Source organism: Pirellulales bacterium (genome assembly GCA_036499395.1).
In the GTDB taxonomy this organism is placed as follows: Bacteria; Planctomycetota; Planctomycetia; order Pirellulales; family JACPPG01; genus JACPPG01.
In genome coordinates, this window is the sequence record DASYDW010000019.1 from 46465 (window position 1) to 65415 (window position 18951).

15 protein-coding genes are annotated in these 18951 nt (G+C 61.0%); 14 read left to right on the forward strand and 1 reads right to left on the reverse strand.

Translation table 11 applies throughout. The annotated features are described in order from the left end of the window. Positions 1 to 23 precede the first annotated feature (23 nt). Positions 24 to 1970 (reverse strand): asparagine synthase (glutamine-hydrolyzing), encoded by a 1947-nt coding sequence (gene asnB / locus VGN12_03785; GenBank protein ID HEY4308553.1) that lies wholly within the window; start codon positions 1968 to 1970, stop codon positions 24 to 26. Positions 1971 to 2220: 250 nt separating this feature from the next. On the opposite strand from asnB, the gene VGN12_03790 reads away from it, so the two are divergent. The 14 genes from VGN12_03790 to VGN12_03855 all read left to right on the forward strand — a co-directional run bounded on the left by VGN12_03790 (position 2221) and on the right by VGN12_03855 (position 18753). Next, positions 2221 to 3282: a hypothetical protein gene (locus VGN12_03790; protein ID HEY4308554.1), complete on the forward strand. Its 1062-nt coding sequence runs from the start codon at positions 2221 to 2223 to the stop codon at positions 3280 to 3282. Next, the gene (locus VGN12_03795; protein HEY4308555.1) at positions 3279 to 4727 is read left to right on the forward strand and encodes a formyltransferase family protein; all 1449 of its coding nucleotides are present in this window, start codon (positions 3279 to 3281) and stop codon (positions 4725 to 4727) included. The genes VGN12_03790 and VGN12_03795 overlap by 4 nt, the downstream gene beginning before the upstream one ends. A 55-nt stretch (positions 4728 to 4782) precedes the next feature. After that, entirely contained in the window at positions 4783 to 5946 is a 1164-nt protein-coding gene (locus tag VGN12_03800) for a glycosyltransferase family 4 protein (GenBank protein ID HEY4308556.1), read from the forward strand. Positions 5947 to 6015: 69 nt separating this feature from the next. Then, entirely contained in the window at positions 6016 to 7008 is a 993-nt protein-coding gene (locus VGN12_03805; protein HEY4308557.1) for an SDR family NAD(P)-dependent oxidoreductase, read from the forward strand. 171 nt (positions 7009 to 7179) lie between these two features. Beyond that, positions 7180 to 8493 (forward strand): UDP-glucose/GDP-mannose dehydrogenase family protein, encoded by a 1314-nt coding sequence (locus VGN12_03810; GenBank protein HEY4308558.1) that lies wholly within the window; start codon positions 7180 to 7182, stop codon positions 8491 to 8493. A gap of 531 nt (positions 8494 to 9024) precedes the next feature. Beyond that, positions 9025 to 9417 carry an HU family DNA-binding protein gene (locus VGN12_03815; protein HEY4308559.1) on the forward strand — a complete coding sequence of 131 codons (393 nt, stop codon included), beginning with the start codon at positions 9025 to 9027 and terminating at the stop codon, positions 9415 to 9417. A gap of 347 nt (positions 9418 to 9764) precedes the next feature. Continuing rightward, a complete protein-coding gene (locus tag VGN12_03820; protein ID HEY4308560.1) occupies positions 9765 to 9983 on the forward strand; it encodes a hypothetical protein in 219 nt (72 codons plus the stop codon). Positions 9984 to 10283: 300 nt separating this feature from the next. After that, positions 10284 to 11222, forward strand: a complete 939-nt coding sequence (locus VGN12_03825) for a dihydroorotate dehydrogenase (GenBank protein ID HEY4308561.1) — start codon at positions 10284 to 10286, stop codon at positions 11220 to 11222. Between the two features lie 68 nt (positions 11223 to 11290). Then, positions 11291 to 12295 (forward strand): tryptophan--tRNA ligase, encoded by a 1005-nt coding sequence (trpS, locus tag VGN12_03830; protein HEY4308562.1) that lies wholly within the window; start codon positions 11291 to 11293, stop codon positions 12293 to 12295. Between the two features lie 134 nt (positions 12296 to 12429). Continuing rightward, positions 12430 to 13176, forward strand: a complete 747-nt coding sequence (locus tag VGN12_03835) for a hypothetical protein (protein HEY4308563.1) — start codon at positions 12430 to 12432, stop codon at positions 13174 to 13176. Positions 13177 to 13281: 105 nt separating this feature from the next. Beyond that, positions 13282 to 13719 carry a holo-ACP synthase gene (gene acpS / locus VGN12_03840; protein HEY4308564.1) on the forward strand — a complete coding sequence of 146 codons (438 nt, stop codon included), beginning with the start codon at positions 13282 to 13284 and terminating at the stop codon, positions 13717 to 13719. Positions 13720 to 14311: 592 nt separating this feature from the next. Then, positions 14312 to 15310: a hypothetical protein gene (locus VGN12_03845; GenBank protein ID HEY4308565.1), complete on the forward strand. Its 999-nt coding sequence runs from the start codon at positions 14312 to 14314 to the stop codon at positions 15308 to 15310. Continuing rightward, positions 15307 to 17187, forward strand: coding sequence for a hypothetical protein (locus VGN12_03850; protein ID HEY4308566.1), 1881 nt, complete (start codon positions 15307 to 15309; stop codon positions 17185 to 17187). The genes VGN12_03845 and VGN12_03850 overlap by 4 nt, the downstream gene beginning before the upstream one ends. A 522-nt stretch (positions 17188 to 17709) precedes the next feature. After that, a complete protein-coding gene (locus VGN12_03855; GenBank protein ID HEY4308567.1) occupies positions 17710 to 18753 on the forward strand; it encodes a DUF1559 domain-containing protein in 1044 nt (347 codons plus the stop codon). Positions 18754 to 18951: the final 198 nt, after the last annotated feature.

Genomic DNA, 18951 nt, shown 5'->3' on the forward strand with positions numbered 1-18951 from the left:
TCTTCGGTTCCGTGACTGCCATCTCAGCCGACGGCAACTGGTGCGTCGATAAATTCGCGCATCCACAGTTCGAGCATGAAGAGGGCCCACAGCGAATAAACGTGATCCGCCTGGCCGTTGAGATGTTCGTTCAACAGGCGCTGCACGCCGGCCGGCTTGAAGTAGCCGCGTCGGCGCACCGTTTCCTCGTTGAGCGTGTCACAAAGTTGCTCACGCAGCTCGTTGCGAAACCAGTCACGTAAGGGGGGCGTGAAACCCATCTTCGGACGATCGACCAGATTCGCGGGCAAATAGCGATAGAGCAGCTTCCGCAGCAAATACTTCTTCTGGCCGCCGCGCACCTTCATCGACAGTGGCAGCCCAACGGCCATTTCCCACAGATGCTTGTCTAATAGCGGAGCGCGTGCTTCGAGCGAGAATCCCATCGTGGCCCGATCCACTTTGACCAAGATGCCATCGATCATCGGATGCGTGGCGTCGTAGACCATCGCTCCCGCTGTGGCCGGTACGCCGGGCAAACCGCGGATGAAGCGCGCCACGGCTTCCTCAGGTGCCTCGCCGATTTTGTCTTCGGGGATGAGCGTCCCCAGGCCGGCATACCGCCCCAGGTTCGCGAACGAGCCGAAGAATGTCGCTGCATCGGGCGCGGCCGAGAGACGAGCGAACCGCCGCATTCGCTCGCGCGGCAGCCACCGATGCATGCCTGATATCGCCCGCCGCATGCCGTGCCCGGCGAAGCGGGCGTAATGTTCGAAAAAGTGCGTCGCCAGGTAGCGCTCGTAACCGCCGAATAATTCGTCGCCGCCGTCCCCGCTCAAGACCACCGTGACGTCGCGTCGTGCCAAGCGCGAAATGGCCATGGTCGGCAGCAGCGAAAAGTCGACGATCGGCTCGTCATAATGGCGGATAACATCCGGCACGAAGGCCAACAGGTCGCTGGCCGACATGTGCTCGACCGTATTCTCCACGCCCAGATGTTGTGCCACCCGCTGGGCGAATTTGCTTTCGTCGAATTCCGAGCTGGTGAAACCAATCGTGAAGGTCCGCACCCGGTCGCTGGCCACCTCGCGCATTAGCGCCACGACCAGGCTGGAATCGATCCCGCCCGATAAAAACGCACCCAGTGGCACGTCCGAGACCAGCCGCTTGCGCACTGCCAAGCGTAGCGCGGCGTCAAGCTGATCGAGTAAGTCCTCTTCACTGCGAAATTTCGGCGCCGGCCGGCAAGCGATTTCGGCGAGGTCCCAAAAGGCAACATCCTGCTCGATCCCCTCGCGCCCTACGACGAGGTAATGCCCTGGCCGCACCTTGTACGTGTTCGCCATTAGGCTGCGAGGCGCGTGCAGGTAGCCGATCTTGATGTATTCATAGATCGACGATTCGTCGATCTCGCGCGGCACGTCGGGCCACGCCGACACGCAACGCAGCGTCGATCCAAAGACGAGCAACTTGCCGGGACGATGGTAATAAAACAGCGGCTTTTTGCCGTGCGGATCGCGCGCCAGCACCATGCGCTGGCGCCGCACGTCCCACACCGCGATGGCAAACATTCCGTCGAAGCGCGCGAAGCAGGCTTCCTGCCATTCTTCGTACGCGTGGACGATCACTTCGCTGTCGGTCTCGCTGCGAAACTTATGGCCGGCCGCGATCAGCTCGGCGCGCAGTTCCTGGAAGTTGTAGATCTCGCCGTTGTAGGTGACCCACACGTCCTCGGCTTCGCCCGTCATCGGCATGCGGCCGTTGGGCGATAAGTCGATAATGGCCAAGCGCCGCTGGGCGAGGGCGACGTTGTTCTTGATCCACGTGCCGGCGTCATCCGGACCGCGGTTCATGAGTGTGTCGCGAGAACGCTGCACGGCCAACTCGTCGACCGGACGACCGTCAGGACACCAGACCCCAAAAATGCCGCACAAACGACCGCCTCCGATGCCTTGCCTGGGGAATTCGTTCGCGCACGGGAAGTGCGGCAAGAAAATGAATTCAACGTGTCTAGACTATCAGAATCTTAGGTCGACAACGGGTCAAGCGACGGCCAGCAGGCAGCCCATCGAGCCACGCTTAGACCGCTTCACGGAATTCTAACTCGCCACTGCCGGACAGGGCTGAGGATGGAAAGCCCAGCCGGGTCGTAGTATTCTAGATGGACCCCTGAATTCGCCCGCCTGGCCCTGGCGCGGCGAATCGGCACGTCTCGATGGACCAAGGTTGCGCGCGTCTCTAATGGAACTACGTCTGGAGCAATTTCCCGGGGCCGAGATCGCGCACTACGCCTCAAAAGACGTGATCGTCACGACATTCGCGCAGCACATCCGCGTACGTCACCAGGGACAGACCCAAACCTTTACCTTGCCGGTCAGTTCTTGGGAACGCCCACTGCTGCCGTTCCGGCTGTTGCGCCGTGGCGCGCGGCTGGATAAATGCAACGTCGTGCCGCGTTTCCAAGATGGCAGGCTAGTGGCGCTGGTGGCCATCCGCCACGGACATGTCTATCGGATCGAATACCCGTCGGGCGACATGACCGAAACGCTACGATTAAAGCGCTGCCGGGTTACGCTGCACCAATCGATCTGTGAAACGCCCGACGGCGACCTGTATTTCGGCGAGTACGGCGCCAATAAGGATCGGCAGTCGGTGCCCCTCTATCGCAGCCGCGACGACGGTCGATCCTGGGAAATGATTTACGAATTCCCGGCCGGATCGATCAAGCACATCCATGGCTGCTTTTGGGACCCTTACGAAGAGCGAGTCTGGGTCTGCACGGGGGATTTCGAGAACGAAAACGTCGTCATGTCGGCCGACAAGGATTTCAAATCGGTTGAAAAATACGGCGACGGCAGCCAGTGCTGGCGGACGTGTGCTCCGATCTTCTTGCCGGATGCCGTGGTGTGGGGCATGGATTCGCAACTGGAAACCTCGCATTGCTGCCGTTTCGACCGCAAGACGAAGACTCTGGAAAAGCTGCAGCCCTTCCCGGGGCCGATTTGGTACGTCAAGCAGACGACCGACGGATGGTATGTGACCGCTTCGTCGAATGAGATCGGCGTGGGCGTGCTCGACGATTGTGCCCACATCTTCGCCTCGCGTGACGCGTTGGATTGGAAGCCGGTATACAAATCGCGCAAGGACCGCTGGTCCAAGCGATGGTTGAAGTTCGGCGTCTTCGGATTCGCCGATGGTCCTCAAAGCAGCCAGGATTTCTGGATGTTCGCCGAAGCACTCGTGGGTTTGGACGGCCGCACGTTTCGCTGTGCGCTCGTGCCTGACGGAACGGTGACGCCATGATGGACCAGGAGATCCGCTCGCTGCGCACCGCCTGGGATAAATGGACCGGGATCGATCCGCTTCCCGATCTGAGCGCCGCGGCGCGACAGCTCGCCCAGGCCGATTTTCCTGCACCGCCAGCCCCGCGCACGAGTGGCGATGAGTACAGGCGCGTGAAGCCGGCGCTGAAATCGCTCACGCTGCCGCTGTTGTCCGAGTTGCGATCCGCCCTGCGTCGTGGCGAAGTTAAGCACGAAATCGCCGCCTGGGCCCAAACGTTGTTGACCGTCTGCGAAGTGCGCAAGACCACGATCCGAGAGCGGCTGGCCGAAGGCGGTCTTTCGGCTGAGCAGACTCAGCAAAAGCTCTTTCTGCTGGTCTTGTTCTTTCTGGAATACTTCCAGAAAAGCCAGGACGGTCGTTACGTGAACGTGGCTATCAAACTACTCGAGCAACCGTGGGCGCTGTCGGCCTCGGCTGCGATGAAAATGCTCGGTCAGCAGCAGGTGCCAGCGACGGCGCTGTTATCGCTCTCGGCCCGCGTGGCGACCGAACATGGCTTTGCCGAGATCTCGAGCGATGCCTATCACACCTCGATCTGCCTGAATCGCCCGGAATGCAATGCCGAGCATTCGGCGGCGCCGCGTCAGCTATCCAAGCCGGGCAAGCACGTCGTCATTTTTTGCCCCAACCGGTACGGCCTGTACACGCTAGCCGTGACGCAGCAACTGCTCGACGCCGGCGTCAAGATCGACGCGATCCTGGTGCGCAAGCTGCTGAATCCGATGCGGTTGGTAACTGAATTTCGCCGCGACGGGGTGCGCCTGCTAAAAAAGGCCTGGCGGAAGCTTGTCCTGCGCAAACATGCTTACAGCCCCAAAGAATACGAAACGCTGCCCGACCTTCTGGCCCGACTGAAAGTCACCGAAACCACGGTCGATGCGCTAGCCGCGAAAAACGGCATTCCCGCCGTTTATTGCGCCAGCCTGAACGATCTGGTGGTCCATCAGACGCTCGACCAATATCGGCCTGATCTGGTCGTCTTCGCCGGCGGAGGAATCGTTGGCCCCGAAACGCTCGCCCGGGCTGGCGCTGGCGTGGTGAACTGCCACATGGGAAAGTTGCCGCAATACCGCGGCATGGACGTGGTCGAATGGCCGCTGATCGAGAACCATCAGGACGACATCGGCTTTACCGTCCATTTCATGGCCAAGGGGATCGACACCGGCGATATCCTGGGAATTTTCTCGGTCGATAATAGCCAGGCCGCGACGGTCTACGAATATCGCGAGAAATTCGAGAAGCTGATGGCCGTCGCCCTGGTCGATACCGTGGTCGCAGCGTTGAATAGCGATCTCGAACGGCGCAGCCAGGGGCTGGAGGATGGCAAGCAATACTTCATCGTTCATCCCCGCTTGTACCAAATGCTGAGGGATCGTTACGTACGCAACCTGAAGCGCGGCTGACACCCAAGTCCGAAGCACCACGAAGCGCGCCGACCGGCGGCAAGAAGACACGACCGTGCGAATTCTCGTAAATACAACCAGTTGTCGAACCGGAGGGACGCTGCAAACCTCGAGCGCCTTCATCACCGAAGCGCTGCGCGACGATAGCGGTATCGACTGGCGATATGTCGTTTCGCCCGATGGCTTGTTCCAGCTCGAGCAGTTTGGCATCCAGCGGCCCGAGACGATGACCGTGCTCGAAGGTGTGCCCGCGTCGAACCGAGCCGCGCGCCGCGAATTGCTGGCGATCGAGGCGAAAGAGAATCCGGATTGCGTACTGACGTTTTCCGGTCCGGCGTACGTACACTTTCGCTCGTTCCATATCGTCGGCTGCTCTGCCCCCTGGGTGACCCATGCCAGTTGGGCGGCATTTCGCAGCTTGAACTCGGTGCGCGACTGGGCCGAATGCATTGTGCGCACGGCGTACAAGCGCTACTGGTTCAGCCAGGCGGATGCCTGGATCGCCCAGACCGAAACCGGCGCACGCGGCCTGCGCAATCGCCTGAAATTGCCGGCTGATCGCATCACAGTGATTTCCAATACGTGCGGCGAGCGCTACCACCAGCAGCAAGGCGAGAAGCCATTTCCTGCGCCTGACCAACCAATTCAATTGCTATTTTTTTCAGCCCCTTACAAGCACAAGAACTTCGATATTCTGCCTGACGTGGCGCGCGAGTTGGAAAAGCGCATGCCGAATCGACCGTTCAAGTTCGTCGTCACCCTGTCCCCAGGGGATCGGATCTGCAAGGCGCTGGTCAGCAAGGCCGAGCGTCTGGGCGTCAGCGATCGGATCGAAAACGCCGGCCCGATCCCGGTGGCTCGGGGCCCTGACATGTATCGGGCGTCGGACATCTGTTTCTTGCCGACGCTGCTCGAAACATTCAGCGCCAATTATCCCGAGGCCATGGCGATGGGCGTGCCGATCGTGACCACAGACCTCGATTTCGCCCGGGACGTTTGCGATGACGCGGCCTTGTATTTCGAGCCGCAAAATGCCGTCTCGGCGGCTGACACCCTGGTGCGTCTGCTGGGAGATGAGAGACTATGGAAGCAGCAGATCGCGGGCGGCAAGCGAGTATTGAAACGCTTTCCCACGCCCCGTGAACGCTTCGAAGCCTACCGGGATTTCCTCGTTTCATTTCGCGACCAGGCAAAACCGGCGCGGGAACGCGTTCACTAAACCACTTTTGAAAAATCGTCGTCGGACTATCAATCGCCTTCGCCACGCCTTCGAGGATCGCGCGCCCTTATGTCCCAACGATATGTCGTAACTGGCGCCGCGGGATTCATCGCGTCCCGCGTTGCGCGTTTACTGCTCGACGCCGGGCACGAGGTTGTCGGCGTCGACAATCTGAACGACGCTTATGACCCACGACTGAAACAGTGGCGGCTGGCGAAGCTCCAGGCCGAAAGCCGGTTTCGTTTCACGGAACTCGATGTCGCGCATCACCAGCAAGTGTCCGATTTCTTCGCCGCCACGGCGGCCGACGGCGATCGTCCCATCGCGGCCGTGCTGCATCTGGCGGCGCGGGCCGGCGTACGGCAGTCGGTCGAGATGCCGCACGTCTATGTCGAAACCAACGTCACTGGCACCTTGAACGTCTTGGAAGCGTGCCGCACGTTGGGCATCTCGAAGTTTGTCCTCGCCTCGACCTCGAGCCTGTACGGCGACACGACCGAGACCGTATTTCGCGAGGACATGCACTCGAGCCGGCCACTGTCGCCGTATGCCGCCTCGAAAAAAGGGGCCGAGGCGATGGCGTTTGCCTACCATCGGCTGCACAACATCGATACCACGGTCGTCCGATATTTCACGGTCTACGGACCGGCGGGCCGACCGGATATGAGCGTATTCCGCTTTGTCCGGCAGTTGATCGAAGACGAAACGATCACCATCTTTGGCGACGGGTCGCAACGACGCGATTTCACTTTCGTTGACGATATCGCCCGCGGCACCATTCTGGGGCTCAAACCCATCGGGTACGAGGTCATCAACCTCGGCAGCGACCGACCGGTCGAGCTCATGGACGTGCTGGAAAAGATCGCTCAACTTGCAGGGAAGAAGCCGGATATTCGGTTCCTGCCGGCGCACGCGGCCGATGTGCCGGCCACCTGGGCCGACGTCACAAAGGCTCGGAATCTGCTGGGCTGGCAGCCCCAGGTGTCGCTCGACGAAGGTTTACGCCAGTCGATCCAGTGGTACCTGGAAAACCGGTCGTTCGCTCGCGAAATCGTTCTCTAATATTTGCCACCGGGCGCCGCGCCAGGTTGCCGCAAAATACGGGATGATCCGCTACCATAAGCTACATTTGGCAGTCAAATATCCTTTTGCGCAGACCGCAGCGGGCAGCCCCGCCCCCAAGAGTGGCAACAGCCGCTGAACGCATAAAAACGAATTGAACAAGGATTCGTCATGAAGATTACGATGATCGGAACGGGTTATGTCGGCCTGGTGACCGGCACATGCTTCGCTGATAGCGGAAATGACGTCACCTGCGTCGATATCGATCAACAGAAGATCGAGCGTCTGCGTCGCGGCGAGATCCCCATTTACGAGCCGGGCCTTTCCGAGCTCGTCGAGCACAACATCGCCGACGACCGCCTGCACTTCACCACCGATCTGGCCTCGGCCGTGAAGAGCGCGAAGCTCGTTTTTCTGGCCGTCGGCACTCCGTCGGCCGCTGATGGCTCGGCCGATCTGACGAACCTGTGGGCCGTGGTCGAAGCGATGGCGCCCCACCTGCCCGAAAAGACGGTGGTCGTCACGAAGAGCACCGTTCCGGTTGGCACCAATGCCGGTATCTTCTCGCGATTGAAGAAGGCCACGGGGCGCGATTGCCTGGTCGCCAGCAACCCCGAGTTCCTCAAGGAAGGGGCCGCGCTCGACGACTTTACGAAGCCGGACCGGGTCGTGGTCGGCGTTCGCGAAGCCGAGACGGCCGCCGTGCTGAAAGAGCTCTATTCGCCGTTCCTGCGGACCGATCATCCGTTCCTGGTCATGTCGCCGGAGAGCGCCGAAATGACCAAGTACGTCGCCAACGCCTTGCTGTCGACGAAGATCAGCTTCATCAACGAGATCGCAAACCTTTGCGAGCACATGGAAGCAGATATCAACGACGTCCGTCGCGGTATCGGCCATGACAGCCGCATCGGGTTCGCCTTCCTCTTCCCGGGCGTCGGATACGGCGGTAGTTGCTTCCCGAAGGACGTCCGCGCCCTACAGTCCATGGCGCAGAAGTTCGACGTCGAGCCGCGCATCCTGGCCTCGGTTGATGACGTGAACACTCGTCAAAAGAACGTGCTACACCAAAAGGTTACGAAGTTCGTGCCCGGCGGTGTGAAGGGCAAAACGATCGCTGTCTGGGGATTGGCCTTCAAGCCTCGCACGGATGATATCCGCGAGGCCCCGGCTCTGGTGCTGATCGATCGTTTGCTAGCGGACGGTGCCAAGCTGCACGTGCATGACCCCGAGGCGATGGAAAATGTCCGCCGCGAGTATGGCGACCGAATTCAATACGCTGAGCATCCTTACGACGCCTTGGACGGCGCGGATGCCCTGGCCATCGTGACGGAGTGGAAGCAGTTCCTGCGACCCGACCTGGACGAAATGCGCAAGCGTATGAAATCGCCGCTGATCTTCGACGGCCGCAATCTGTATGAGCCTGCCCAAATGAAGGCCGCCGGCTTCACCTACCATTGCATTGGACGCGCCCCGGTCAGTCCGTAATCTGACCGCGGCGATCTGTCTGCTGGCCACTTGCTGGCATTCCAACTGGTCCGGAGCTCGCTTGCGCGCCAGCGGTTGCCGCTGGCATCGTTGGCTAGGTTTTCGCGCCGATTCTCACGATTGGGTGAAGTTTAACGCTTCGGCTGTCGATAACGGCGGTGAGGATCCGGCGCTACTCGGTTCCTCGGCGTGAAGTTGGGCGAAAATGTGCAAGGAATGAGCCAGACACCCGTCGGTTTAGCCCTTACCTGGTAAGGGCTTCGGCCATTCCCACACGTGTCCCGCCCGGCGTTTAACCCTGATTTTTGGCAATTCGACCTTCTCCAACCGCGTCCGCAGGGCTTTTGGCCCGGCGGCGGAAACTGCGGCCCTCCTTTTTATTATGGTTAGGGCGCCAAGGTGTGCCCAAGGGACTAGAGTGCCCTTGACACTACTTCTTACGGCACCTACACTTGGGACGTGCCTAGCCTGTATGTTAGGGCTTGTGCTGTGGGTCTGCCGGCCTCGAGGCGCGGACAGGAGAACCGAGTCGTGACCAAGAAAGAGATCGTCAAGACCATCTCAGAAGAAATTGGGATGACGCAGCTCAAGACGAAGGAGATCGTCCAGAAGACTTTCGACGCTATCGTCGAGACGTTGGTGGAAGATAAACGTATCGAGCTACGGAACTTCGGTGTCTTCGAGGTCAAGAAACGTGCCGCTCGCAAGGCGCGCAACCCGCGCACCGGCGATAAGGTGTTCGTTCCCGAGAAGTTCGTCGTAACGTTCAAGCCCGGTAAGGAGATGGAAGAACGGGTTCGTGAGCTGGAACGGCGGGCCGCGGCAGCAGCCGCGGCGCGTTTGCACGAGGCAACCGCTCAACCCAACCTGACCGAACACCCGGTAAGCACGAACAGTTACGGTGAGGCAAAGCCCACGGGGTGACCCAACCCCCGAGGCTGACTAGCTGGGCCGGCTAAAAGAACAGGCCCGACAAATCTCAAGGTTTCACGCGAATCAAGCTTCCTCACGAAGCAATTCTCGTCTACATGTCTGAGTGTGATCCGGAAGCGGCGATCCCAGGTGCGTCCCACGCACAGGCCGAGTTCGGATGCGACAGTTCGAATGTGACCGCCCGCACGCGTCACAACTACCTTTCCCACAACAATGGATTGTTTGTCATCGGTCGCGCCAGCATTGCGCTTGCGCCGATCGAGGGTTTACGCATTGTGCGGTCTGAATTCCGACACCCTTCGGAAATTCTAAACCGCGTTCATGCGAGGAGTTCGGTGATGCGCGCAGTCTTCTTGTCACTCGCCCTGGGCTTGCTGGTCAGCTCGACGGTGGGCTGTTTGACCCCCGCGTATTCGGGCGATCCGAATCGCCGGGCGCAACAGCTCATATTCACGTCGGAAAACCTGCGTCTCTTGTTGGACGATTGGGAACGAATCTGGTTCTTGGACCAGCCGTCCCACCTGTCGCCCTACCGGACGCACGGCGGCATTATCTAGCAGGCCGGGATTTTACGCGTAACACGCCGTCAGGCGCGCGGACTTGGTACCGCGCGCCTGAATTGGCGGCGTGCGCTCTTGGTGCGCGCGCTTGAAGAACTCCTCTCGTCCGCGCAACGTCACTTCCCACCAACAGATACGCACGCCTCTCGCTCTCGGGCCGTTGCTGCTGACACTCCGAATCATTACATTGCGGTACCGCGCAACGATCTGGTCGTTCCGCGGATTCAGCACCGCGCCAAGCGCCGCTCCACGGCGCGCGCGGTTTCTCCCTCAACTTGATTCAACCGCAAGGCTTACGTGAATTCCGCCGCCGTTGATCTCCAGGTTCAGCTCGGCCGGCTGCGTCTGGCGAATCCGGTGATGGTGGCGTCCGGAACCTTCGGCTACGCCCGCGAGATGGCCGGCCTCGTCGAGTTGCATCGCTTGGGAGGCATTCTGCCCAAGACGATCACACGCGAAGCCCGAGCCGGCAACGCCCCCTGGCGCACCGTCGAAACCACCGGCGGCATGCTCAATTCGATCGGCCTCGATAACGACGGCATTGATGCCTTCATTGCGCATCATCTGCCTTACCTGCGCACGCTTGGCACCGCGATCGTTGTCAGCATTGCCGGCCGTGATCACGACGAGTTCGTCGCCATGTGCCGGCAGCTCGATGGCGCCGAAGGTGTCGCCGCGATTGAGTTGAACATCTCGTGCCCTAACGTCTCGGGCGGAGTCGACTTCGGTACCGATCCCCAGATGTGCGAGCGGCTGGTGGCCGATTCGCGCCGGGCGTGCCAACGTCCGATCATTGCCAAGCTGACCCCCAACGTCACCAGCATCGCTGATATCGCCCGCGCCGCCGAAGCCGGCGGCGCGGACGCGATTTCGCTGATCAACACCTGCCAGGGCATGGCGGTCGACTGGCGCCGCCGCAAACCTTTATTGGGCAATGTCTTGGGTGGTCTCAGCGGACCGGCTATCAAGCCGATCGCTCTGCGCGCGGTCTACCAGGCTGCCCAAGCAGTGAAGACGCCGCTGATCGGCATCGGCGGCATCGCCACGATGGATGACGTCATGGAGTTCCTGGTGACCGGTGCCACGGCCGTGCAGCTCGGCACCGTGAACTTTTACGATCCCACGGTTTCCATGCGCGTGCTAGACGCTTTGCCCGCGGCGATCACACAATTAGGCGCCACGAGTGCGGCCGAGATCGTCGGCACACTGGTCGCCAAACCGATCGCCAAGCATTAGGCCGTTACCTTTGCCTTTCGGATGGACGCCCTTCACACGCGCCGCAACCGCCCGACAGCAGCAACCCCATGACGAACGAAGCGACCGAAACGAAGCCGGCCCCCAAGACGCGCGTCCTCTCCGGTATCCAACCGACCGGACGGTTTCATTGGGGCAACTACTTCGGCGCCATCCGCCAGTACATCGATTTGCAGGACGCCGGCGAGTCTTATTACTTCATCGCCAACTTGCACGCCCTGACCACGGTGCGCGATCCGGAGCGGCTGCGGCAGTTATCGCTGGATGCCGCGATCGACCTCTTGGCGCTCGGGCTCGACCCGAACCGGGCGGCACTCTTTCTGCAATCAGACGTGCCCGAGGTTTCCGAGTTGTGCTGGATCCTGATGACCGGCACACCGCTGGGATTGCTCGAGCGCGCCCACGCCTACAAGGACAAGAAAGCCAAGGGGCTGACGGCCGACGTTGGGCTGTTCACGTACCCGGTCCTCATGGCGGCCGATATTCTGATCTACGATTCGACGATCGTACCGGTCGGTGAAGATCAGGTGCAGCATATCGAAATCTGCCGCGACATTGCCGGCAGCTTCAACCATCAGTTCGGCGAGACGTTCGTACTGCCGAAGGCGCAGCTCTTGGACGGTTCGGCCCGCGTGCCAGGCACCGACGGCGAAAAGATGTCGAAGAGCTACAACAACACCCTGGAACTTTTCGAGCCCGCCGCGGCGCAGCGCAAGAAGATCATGCGCATCACGACAGATTCTCGCCCCATGGAAGAGCCGAAGGAGCCCGACGGCGATCACCTGTTTCAGCTTTTTTCGTTGTTCGCCAACGAGGCCGAGCGTGCCGACATGGCCGCGCTCTATCGCCGCGGCGGCTTCGGATACGGCGAAGTGAAAAAGGCACTGGCCGAGCAAGCCGAAAAGTACTTTGCCGAGGCGCGTGCTCGGCGGGCCGACTTCGAAGCTCATCCCGAGCGCGTCAGTGCCATCCTGGCTGACGGTGCCAGCCGCGCCCGGAAAAGAGCGTCCGAGGTCCTCAATCGGGTCAAAAAGGCCTGCGGCATTCAGCTCTGATCGCGCGCGTTTAACCGACTTCGCGCAATTGAGGTTCTACCCCGCGCTCGGCTACGATTGCGGGCATGGAATGCGCGCAACCTGGCTCAACTGCTAATCCAATCACCCCGCCGGTATCTCGCCGTTTTCGGCCCGTGCGGTTCGCAATCTGGCTGACGGCTGCCATCGGATCGGCAATCGTTCTCTCCTGGTTGGCCGTTGAGGCCGCGGCCTACTTTGCACCGCTCGTCGTCTTCCCCACGGCGTTAGGATTGGCGCTGGGTGGCGTCGTCATCCTCGTGGCGCGTGTCACTGACACGGCCCATCGATCAAGCGTGCTGGCCGGCACGTTGTTGGCCGGCGCTATCCTGGCGCTCGGGCAGCATTATGCAAGCTATCTCTCGGCGCGCGCGGTCGAATCTTCGGCGACCACCGCGCTTGCCGCGCATGCGTTTCCCGAGCTTCAGGACCGCCTCAATTCGCGCAACGCCGGCTTCGTGGAATTCATGCGTGACTCGGCGAACCATGGCATGACGCTTGCCGGCGCCACGCTGCGTCCGCGTGGCGTCTGGCTGTTTTGGATTGCCAACGCGCTGGTCACGATCTCGACGGCCACGATCGTCACCGCGATCGCCCTGCGGCAATCGTATTGCGACCGCTGCGGTAGTTGGTATCGGCTGACGCGCCACGGGCGACTGGATGCAGAAGTGGCAGCAGCCGTTGGTGATTGTCTCGGCTGTGCGAACTCTCCATCCGAAACAGCCCAATACGAAATCCGCACCTGCCGTGGCGGCTGCGAGCCGGCCGGTTGTACGCTATTATGGAAAGGTGCCCCTGGGCGCCGCGAATTCGCCTGGCTCGATCGATCCGCACTGGCCAGAGTCAATTCTTTGATCCATTAAGGTGCGGCCGCGAGCCCACGATCTGGCCAGGGAAGTTCGCGGATTTTTGACAACCATGCAGGCCGGCCAACTCGGACATCGATCGCCCCGGACACGGAACGGATAGTGAGCAACGACGACAACCTGCCTCGAAACATCGTCGGCATCGGCACCGACATTGTCGAATGCCTGCGAATCGCGCAAATGATCGAGCGGCACGGCGATCTGTTCATCAATCGCGTCTATACGCCGCTCGAGATCGGCTACTGCCAAAGCCGCAAGGCCTCGACGCAACATTACGCCGGTCGCTGGGCCGCTAAGGAAGCCATCCTCAAGGCGATCGGCACCGGCTGGCGGCGCGGCATTAGTTGGCGCGACGTCGAGGTGCGTAACGACAAGTCCGGCCGCCCCGTAGTTGGCATGCGCGGCGGAGCGCGTGAAGCGGTCGAGTTGCTGGGGATCCGCAAAATCTTGGTTTCGATCTCGCACTGCCGCAGTCACGCCACGGCCTATGCCATCGCGCTCGGGCGCGAGCGAAAACGCAAACGCAAGCCGGCCGAATAGTTTTGGCAACCGCATTTTCGGCAGATCCGCGCCTCGCGTTTCTGCAGCCGGCTTCTGCGATGCCGGGGCGTTTCTCTAGCTGGCCTCGACCACGCTATGCACTCACCGCGCATAACATGACGCGGCGCCATTGAGCATCGAAGTAGTCTTGAAAACGCTGCTCTAGCCCTGCAGGGGCGGCATAGTGTAGCCGTGTGGCGCAAGCCCACGGTTAACCGTTTCGCAGCGCAATTAAAGCCCCGCAAGGGGCGACAGCGATCGTCCCCCGACAATTCGCTGTCGCCCCTCGCGGGGCTTACGACGGGTATAAGCGCTGAACGTTTTCCGTGGGCTCACGCCGCACGGCTACACGCTGTCGCCCCTTACGGGGCTCGAATGCCTTACTATTGCTGTGAAAGGCACCCGGTAATTGCATCATGTTATGCGCGCTTGGGTCGCAGCCCCCGACCACAGATGTTGCGGTTCTTCTGCTGTCCCTTCTGCCGGCTGCTGCACATCCGCGCGCCGGTTGTTACGATAGCGCCGGGTAAGCTTTGGGCAATACAGTCGCCGTTAACGCTTCACCGACCTTACGCAACGCAACGAGAAACGCATGCCTTTGCCACTGGCTCAATCGCTCCTTTCCCGCAGCCGATCCCTCCTGCTCGCATCGATTGTCGGTTCGCTGCTTCTCGGTTTTGCCCTGTGCCGGGCGGCCCCTGCCCAGGAAAAAATGGCCTCGCGCCATTTTCCCGCGATCATGGTCGATTGGGTTCCCTATGAAAAGAATCCCGTCTTCACCGCCGCCGGGCCGGGCAACTGGGACGTAAAAATCCGCGAACGTGGCTGGATCCTGCGCGACGGCGACAAGTACCTGATGTGGTACACCGGCTACAACGGTCAACGCACCGGGTTCAAATCGCTCGGGCTCGCCACCAGCGACGATGGAATCGCCTGGACCCGCTACCCGAAGAACCCGATCTACGACCAACACTGGACCGAGGACATGATGGTCGTCAAGCAGGGGGGAACTTTCTATATGTTCGCCGAAGGCTTTCGTTTCGGCCGGGCGTACCCCTTCGCGGGGCGCCTGCAAGATGAGCCTCATTTGCTCACCTCGGCCGACGGCATCAAGTGGACCCGTCCCGGGTCGCTCACGTTCCAGAATCGATCGGGTATCAAGGCCAGCGGCATCTATGGCACACCGGTCGGCTGGTACGAGGACGGCCAGTGGTATTTGTTCTACGAAAAGATGGATCTGGGCGTCTGGATCGCGCGCTCGCGCGACCTGCTCACGTGGACCAATGTGCAGGACGAGCCGGTGATCATGCCGGGCCCCAGCGATTACGACAATCGTATGATCGCGCTCAACCAGATCGTGAAATACAAGGGACGCTACTACGGCTACTACCACGCCATGGGGGATGCCGAGCCAGGCAAGTGGTCGACCTGCGTCGCCGTTTCGGACGATTTGCGCCAATGGCACAAGTATCACAACAATCCGCTCGTGAAGGACAACAAGTCGAGCGGCATCCTGGTTCCCGACGGCGATCACTTTCGCATGTACACAATGCACGACCAGGTCGACTTGTACTTTCCGAGGAAACAATGATCAGCACGCCGCAATCGGGCAATGATTGGACCGTACTGTCTTTCAACGGCCCGCTTCTATTGGTCGTGCTCTTCATCGCGGCCCTGATTCTCGTCGAGCGTAATTCCGTAACGGCTGCCGACCGTTCGGCGATCCCCATTCTCGACGTCGCCACTCCGCTTCCCCCGCCCGACTGGGCGCTTCTCGAGCGCGAGCTTCTGCGTGCGACGAGCACAGCATGCGATCTGTACTTCGCACGTTATTTCGACGATCGCGGCTATCTGGAATGTGTCGAGCGGTGGGGAGGCGATGACGGGCCAGACGATGCCATCGAATGCCTGGCCGATTGGCCGCTGCTGTATGCGCTGGGGGGCTCGCCGCGCGTGCTCGATCTGTACAAGAATGCGTGGGAAGGGCATCTCCGGCAATACACCGCGGCGCGGACGGTCGACGTCGAAATGGCGCGGGAAGGGATGTATTACAAGGAGTTTCCCGTCTCGCTCGATTGGCTGCACCACGCCGAAGGGCTGACTGCATTTATCAACTCGGCGTTGGCCGATCCGCACGACCCGGCCTTCGCGCGCCGCATTCGCCGCTTTGCTGGATTCTATTTGGGCGAAGAGCCCGGCGTCACGAATTACGATCCGCAGCATAAGATCATTCGCAGCCTGTTCAACGGCAGCCGTGGCCCCTTATTGCGCAAGGCCACCGCACTGGATTGGGCCGGCGATCCCATCGAGGTCGAGGGACGGTTCTCGCCGCAACATGGCGAGCGCAGCTACGCCGAAATGCTCGCCCATTTCAAGGACTACAACGACATCGTCGGCGACCACCCGCAAAATCTCTGCGCTACGAGCCTGGCAACCACGGCCTTTATGCTCGGCCACGAACCGAAATACCGCGACTGGGTTCTCGAATATGTCGACGCCTGGGTCGGCCGCATGCGATCCAACGACGGAATCATTCCCACCAACATCGGACTCGACGGTTCGATCGGTGGCGAGTGCGGGGGACGCTGGTACGGGGGCGTGTACGGTTGGGGCTTTACGGTCGTCACGCCACAGACAGGCGCGCTGGCGAATCGCAACACGCACCATTTCGGCCTCGTCGGCTTTGGCAATGCCACACTGCTCTCTGGCAACCCGCGTTATGCAGACGCCTGGCGCCAGCAAATCGAGGCTGTGAACTCACACGCCCGCGTCGAAAAGGGCGTCACAGAATATCCGCAAATGTGTGGCGACCAGGGTTGGTACGCCTTCGCGCCGGCGAAGTACAGCCAAGGTGCGCAGGACGTGGCCTATTGGTCGATGAAGCCGGACGATCAAGAGCGAATCGCGACCGGCGGTTGGCAAGCCTTTCTCGCCGGCAAGGATCCTGGCTACCCTGCCACGGCTCTGCGGGCTGACCTGGAAACGCTGCGTGCCCGGATCGTCTCGATCCGCAACGACAAGACGACGCCCGACACTCGGCTGGCCGACGATCCGCTCGGTTTCAGCCCGGCCATTGTGCCGTCACTCGTCAATTTGACCACCGGCGGACTCTATCCGGGTCACGTGGCATCGCCGCTACACGCTCGGGTGCGCTATTTCGATCCTGACACGCATCGCGCTGGACTGCCCAACGGTGTGGCCGCCCTCGTCGAAAAGCTCTCGGCCGACGCTGCGACCGTGACGCTCGTGAATATCGACCCGCTTGCCTCGCACTCAGTCGTCATGCAGGCGGGCGCTTACGGCGAGCACAGCTTCGAGACGGCAAAGATCGCCGACCGGGATACCGCGATCGATGGCCCGCTCGTGCTCGTACGCCTGCAACCGGGCTGCGGCACGCGCATCGACCTTAAGACTCAGCGATATGCCAATCCGCCGACGTTGGCCCAACCGTGGGACGACGCGAACTAAGCGGCGGACACCTCGCTGGCGAAAACTTTCCGCCACCTCTCGGCAGCTTGCAACCCATTGTCAATCAATGAGATGTGGCGATACATGAGCGGTGCAAGGCCACCTTTGGCCGGCTTTTTGCTTGCAATCGGACCGGCCACTTTGTATCACTCATACACGATTGCTGATGTGTTGATATGTTGCTGTTTTGAGCACCTTAATCACACGCGAGTAATTCACCCACCTGAAGTACGGCGCTCTGCAAAGAGCGTCACCTGCCCCGAGAACTGACTCCGGCCCTGCCCTCCAGGAAACCCGCGAGTCGGTCCGACACCGGCCGGTCGCCAGACCAGCCGGAACTTGCCAGCGGAGGAAGCTGCATACCTTGCGTGGATGCAGTCGACTTCGCGCGTTTCGTTTCCGGATGACGGTGCGTACCGCCCGTCGGGCAATGTTGCTCGACTCGTGACGCCCGCCTCGGATCGCGGTGCGCGCGGGTCACCCCCTCCGCCGATTTTTACCCAGATATCGGAGGAGACACTCATGCGGACGCCGACACAGAAACGTTCGTCACGCGGTTTCACACTCGTCGAGTTGTTGGTGGTGATCGCGATCATCGGGATTCTGATCGCGCTCTTGCTGCCAGCCGTGCAAATGGCCCGCGAATCCGCCCGCCGCTCGCAATGCAAGAACAACCTGAAGCAGCTTGGCCTGGCCCTGCAGAACTTCGAATCGGCCCGCGGCGTCCTCCCCACCGGCGGACAAGGGTCGAAGACTGTGCCAGGCAACCCCGCGACTTATACGTCCACTTGGGACGTGCAAGGGACCTTTGCCTACATCATGCCGTACATGGAGTTCACGCAGGTGGCGGACCTGATGAACTTGATGCTCGCTTACAACGACAAGCGAGCAATAACGAATCAAACCGCGGCGCGCGTGCAGCCCCCCTCGTTTATCTGCCCGTCGAATGGGCTCTACGAGGAGGATCCGCAGGGTTACGGTCAGGCGGACTATGCTCCGACGGTGGGCACTTCGATCGATCCCACGACAGGCGTGCCCAACAACACCATGCAGGCCGCGGGGGCGCTCGGCGTCGGATCGGTTCGCATGGCGCAGATCACCGACGGTACGAGCCAAACCATCGTCATGGCCGAAGACAACCCGATCAACTTTCCCACGCTTTACCCCAACGTCGGCGCCGGCGGTGCCGATCCGACGATCGCGGCTGGCAATAGCGCAGATCCGATCATCACCGATCCGATTCTCGGTCAGATTACCGGCCGCGCGACGAATCGTTGGGCTGAGCCAGACAAGGCGATTAATATCTCCGGTCCCTCCAATGGCAAGGCCGGCGCACTGAAAAGCTTCGTCAACAACAACAGCTCGCCGACCGGTGGTCCGAGCGACTGCCCCTGGAAAAACGGCGATTGCGGTCCGAACGGCGAGATTTTCAGCCAACATCCGGGCGGCGCGAATGTGCTGCTGTGCGACGGCAGCGTCTCCTTCATCACCGAAGGAATCGACTTCCGCGCCATTCGCTGTCTACTTACACGCGAAGAGGGCGTGCCGGTGCCGGCCTATCAGTGAACCCCCGCTTGGCCCGCGCCGCGGCGCTCCCTGACTGCCGCGGCGTGGGCCTTCTCTTTTTGCTAACGGCTTTCCGCGAAAACCACGGACAAACCGGGTACTTTTGCCTACACGCGGTAGATGCGCACCATCACGAACTGGCTTTTTGCTTGCAATCCGGCCGGTCCTTCTGGGATACTCATGCGGGCTTGCTGATGC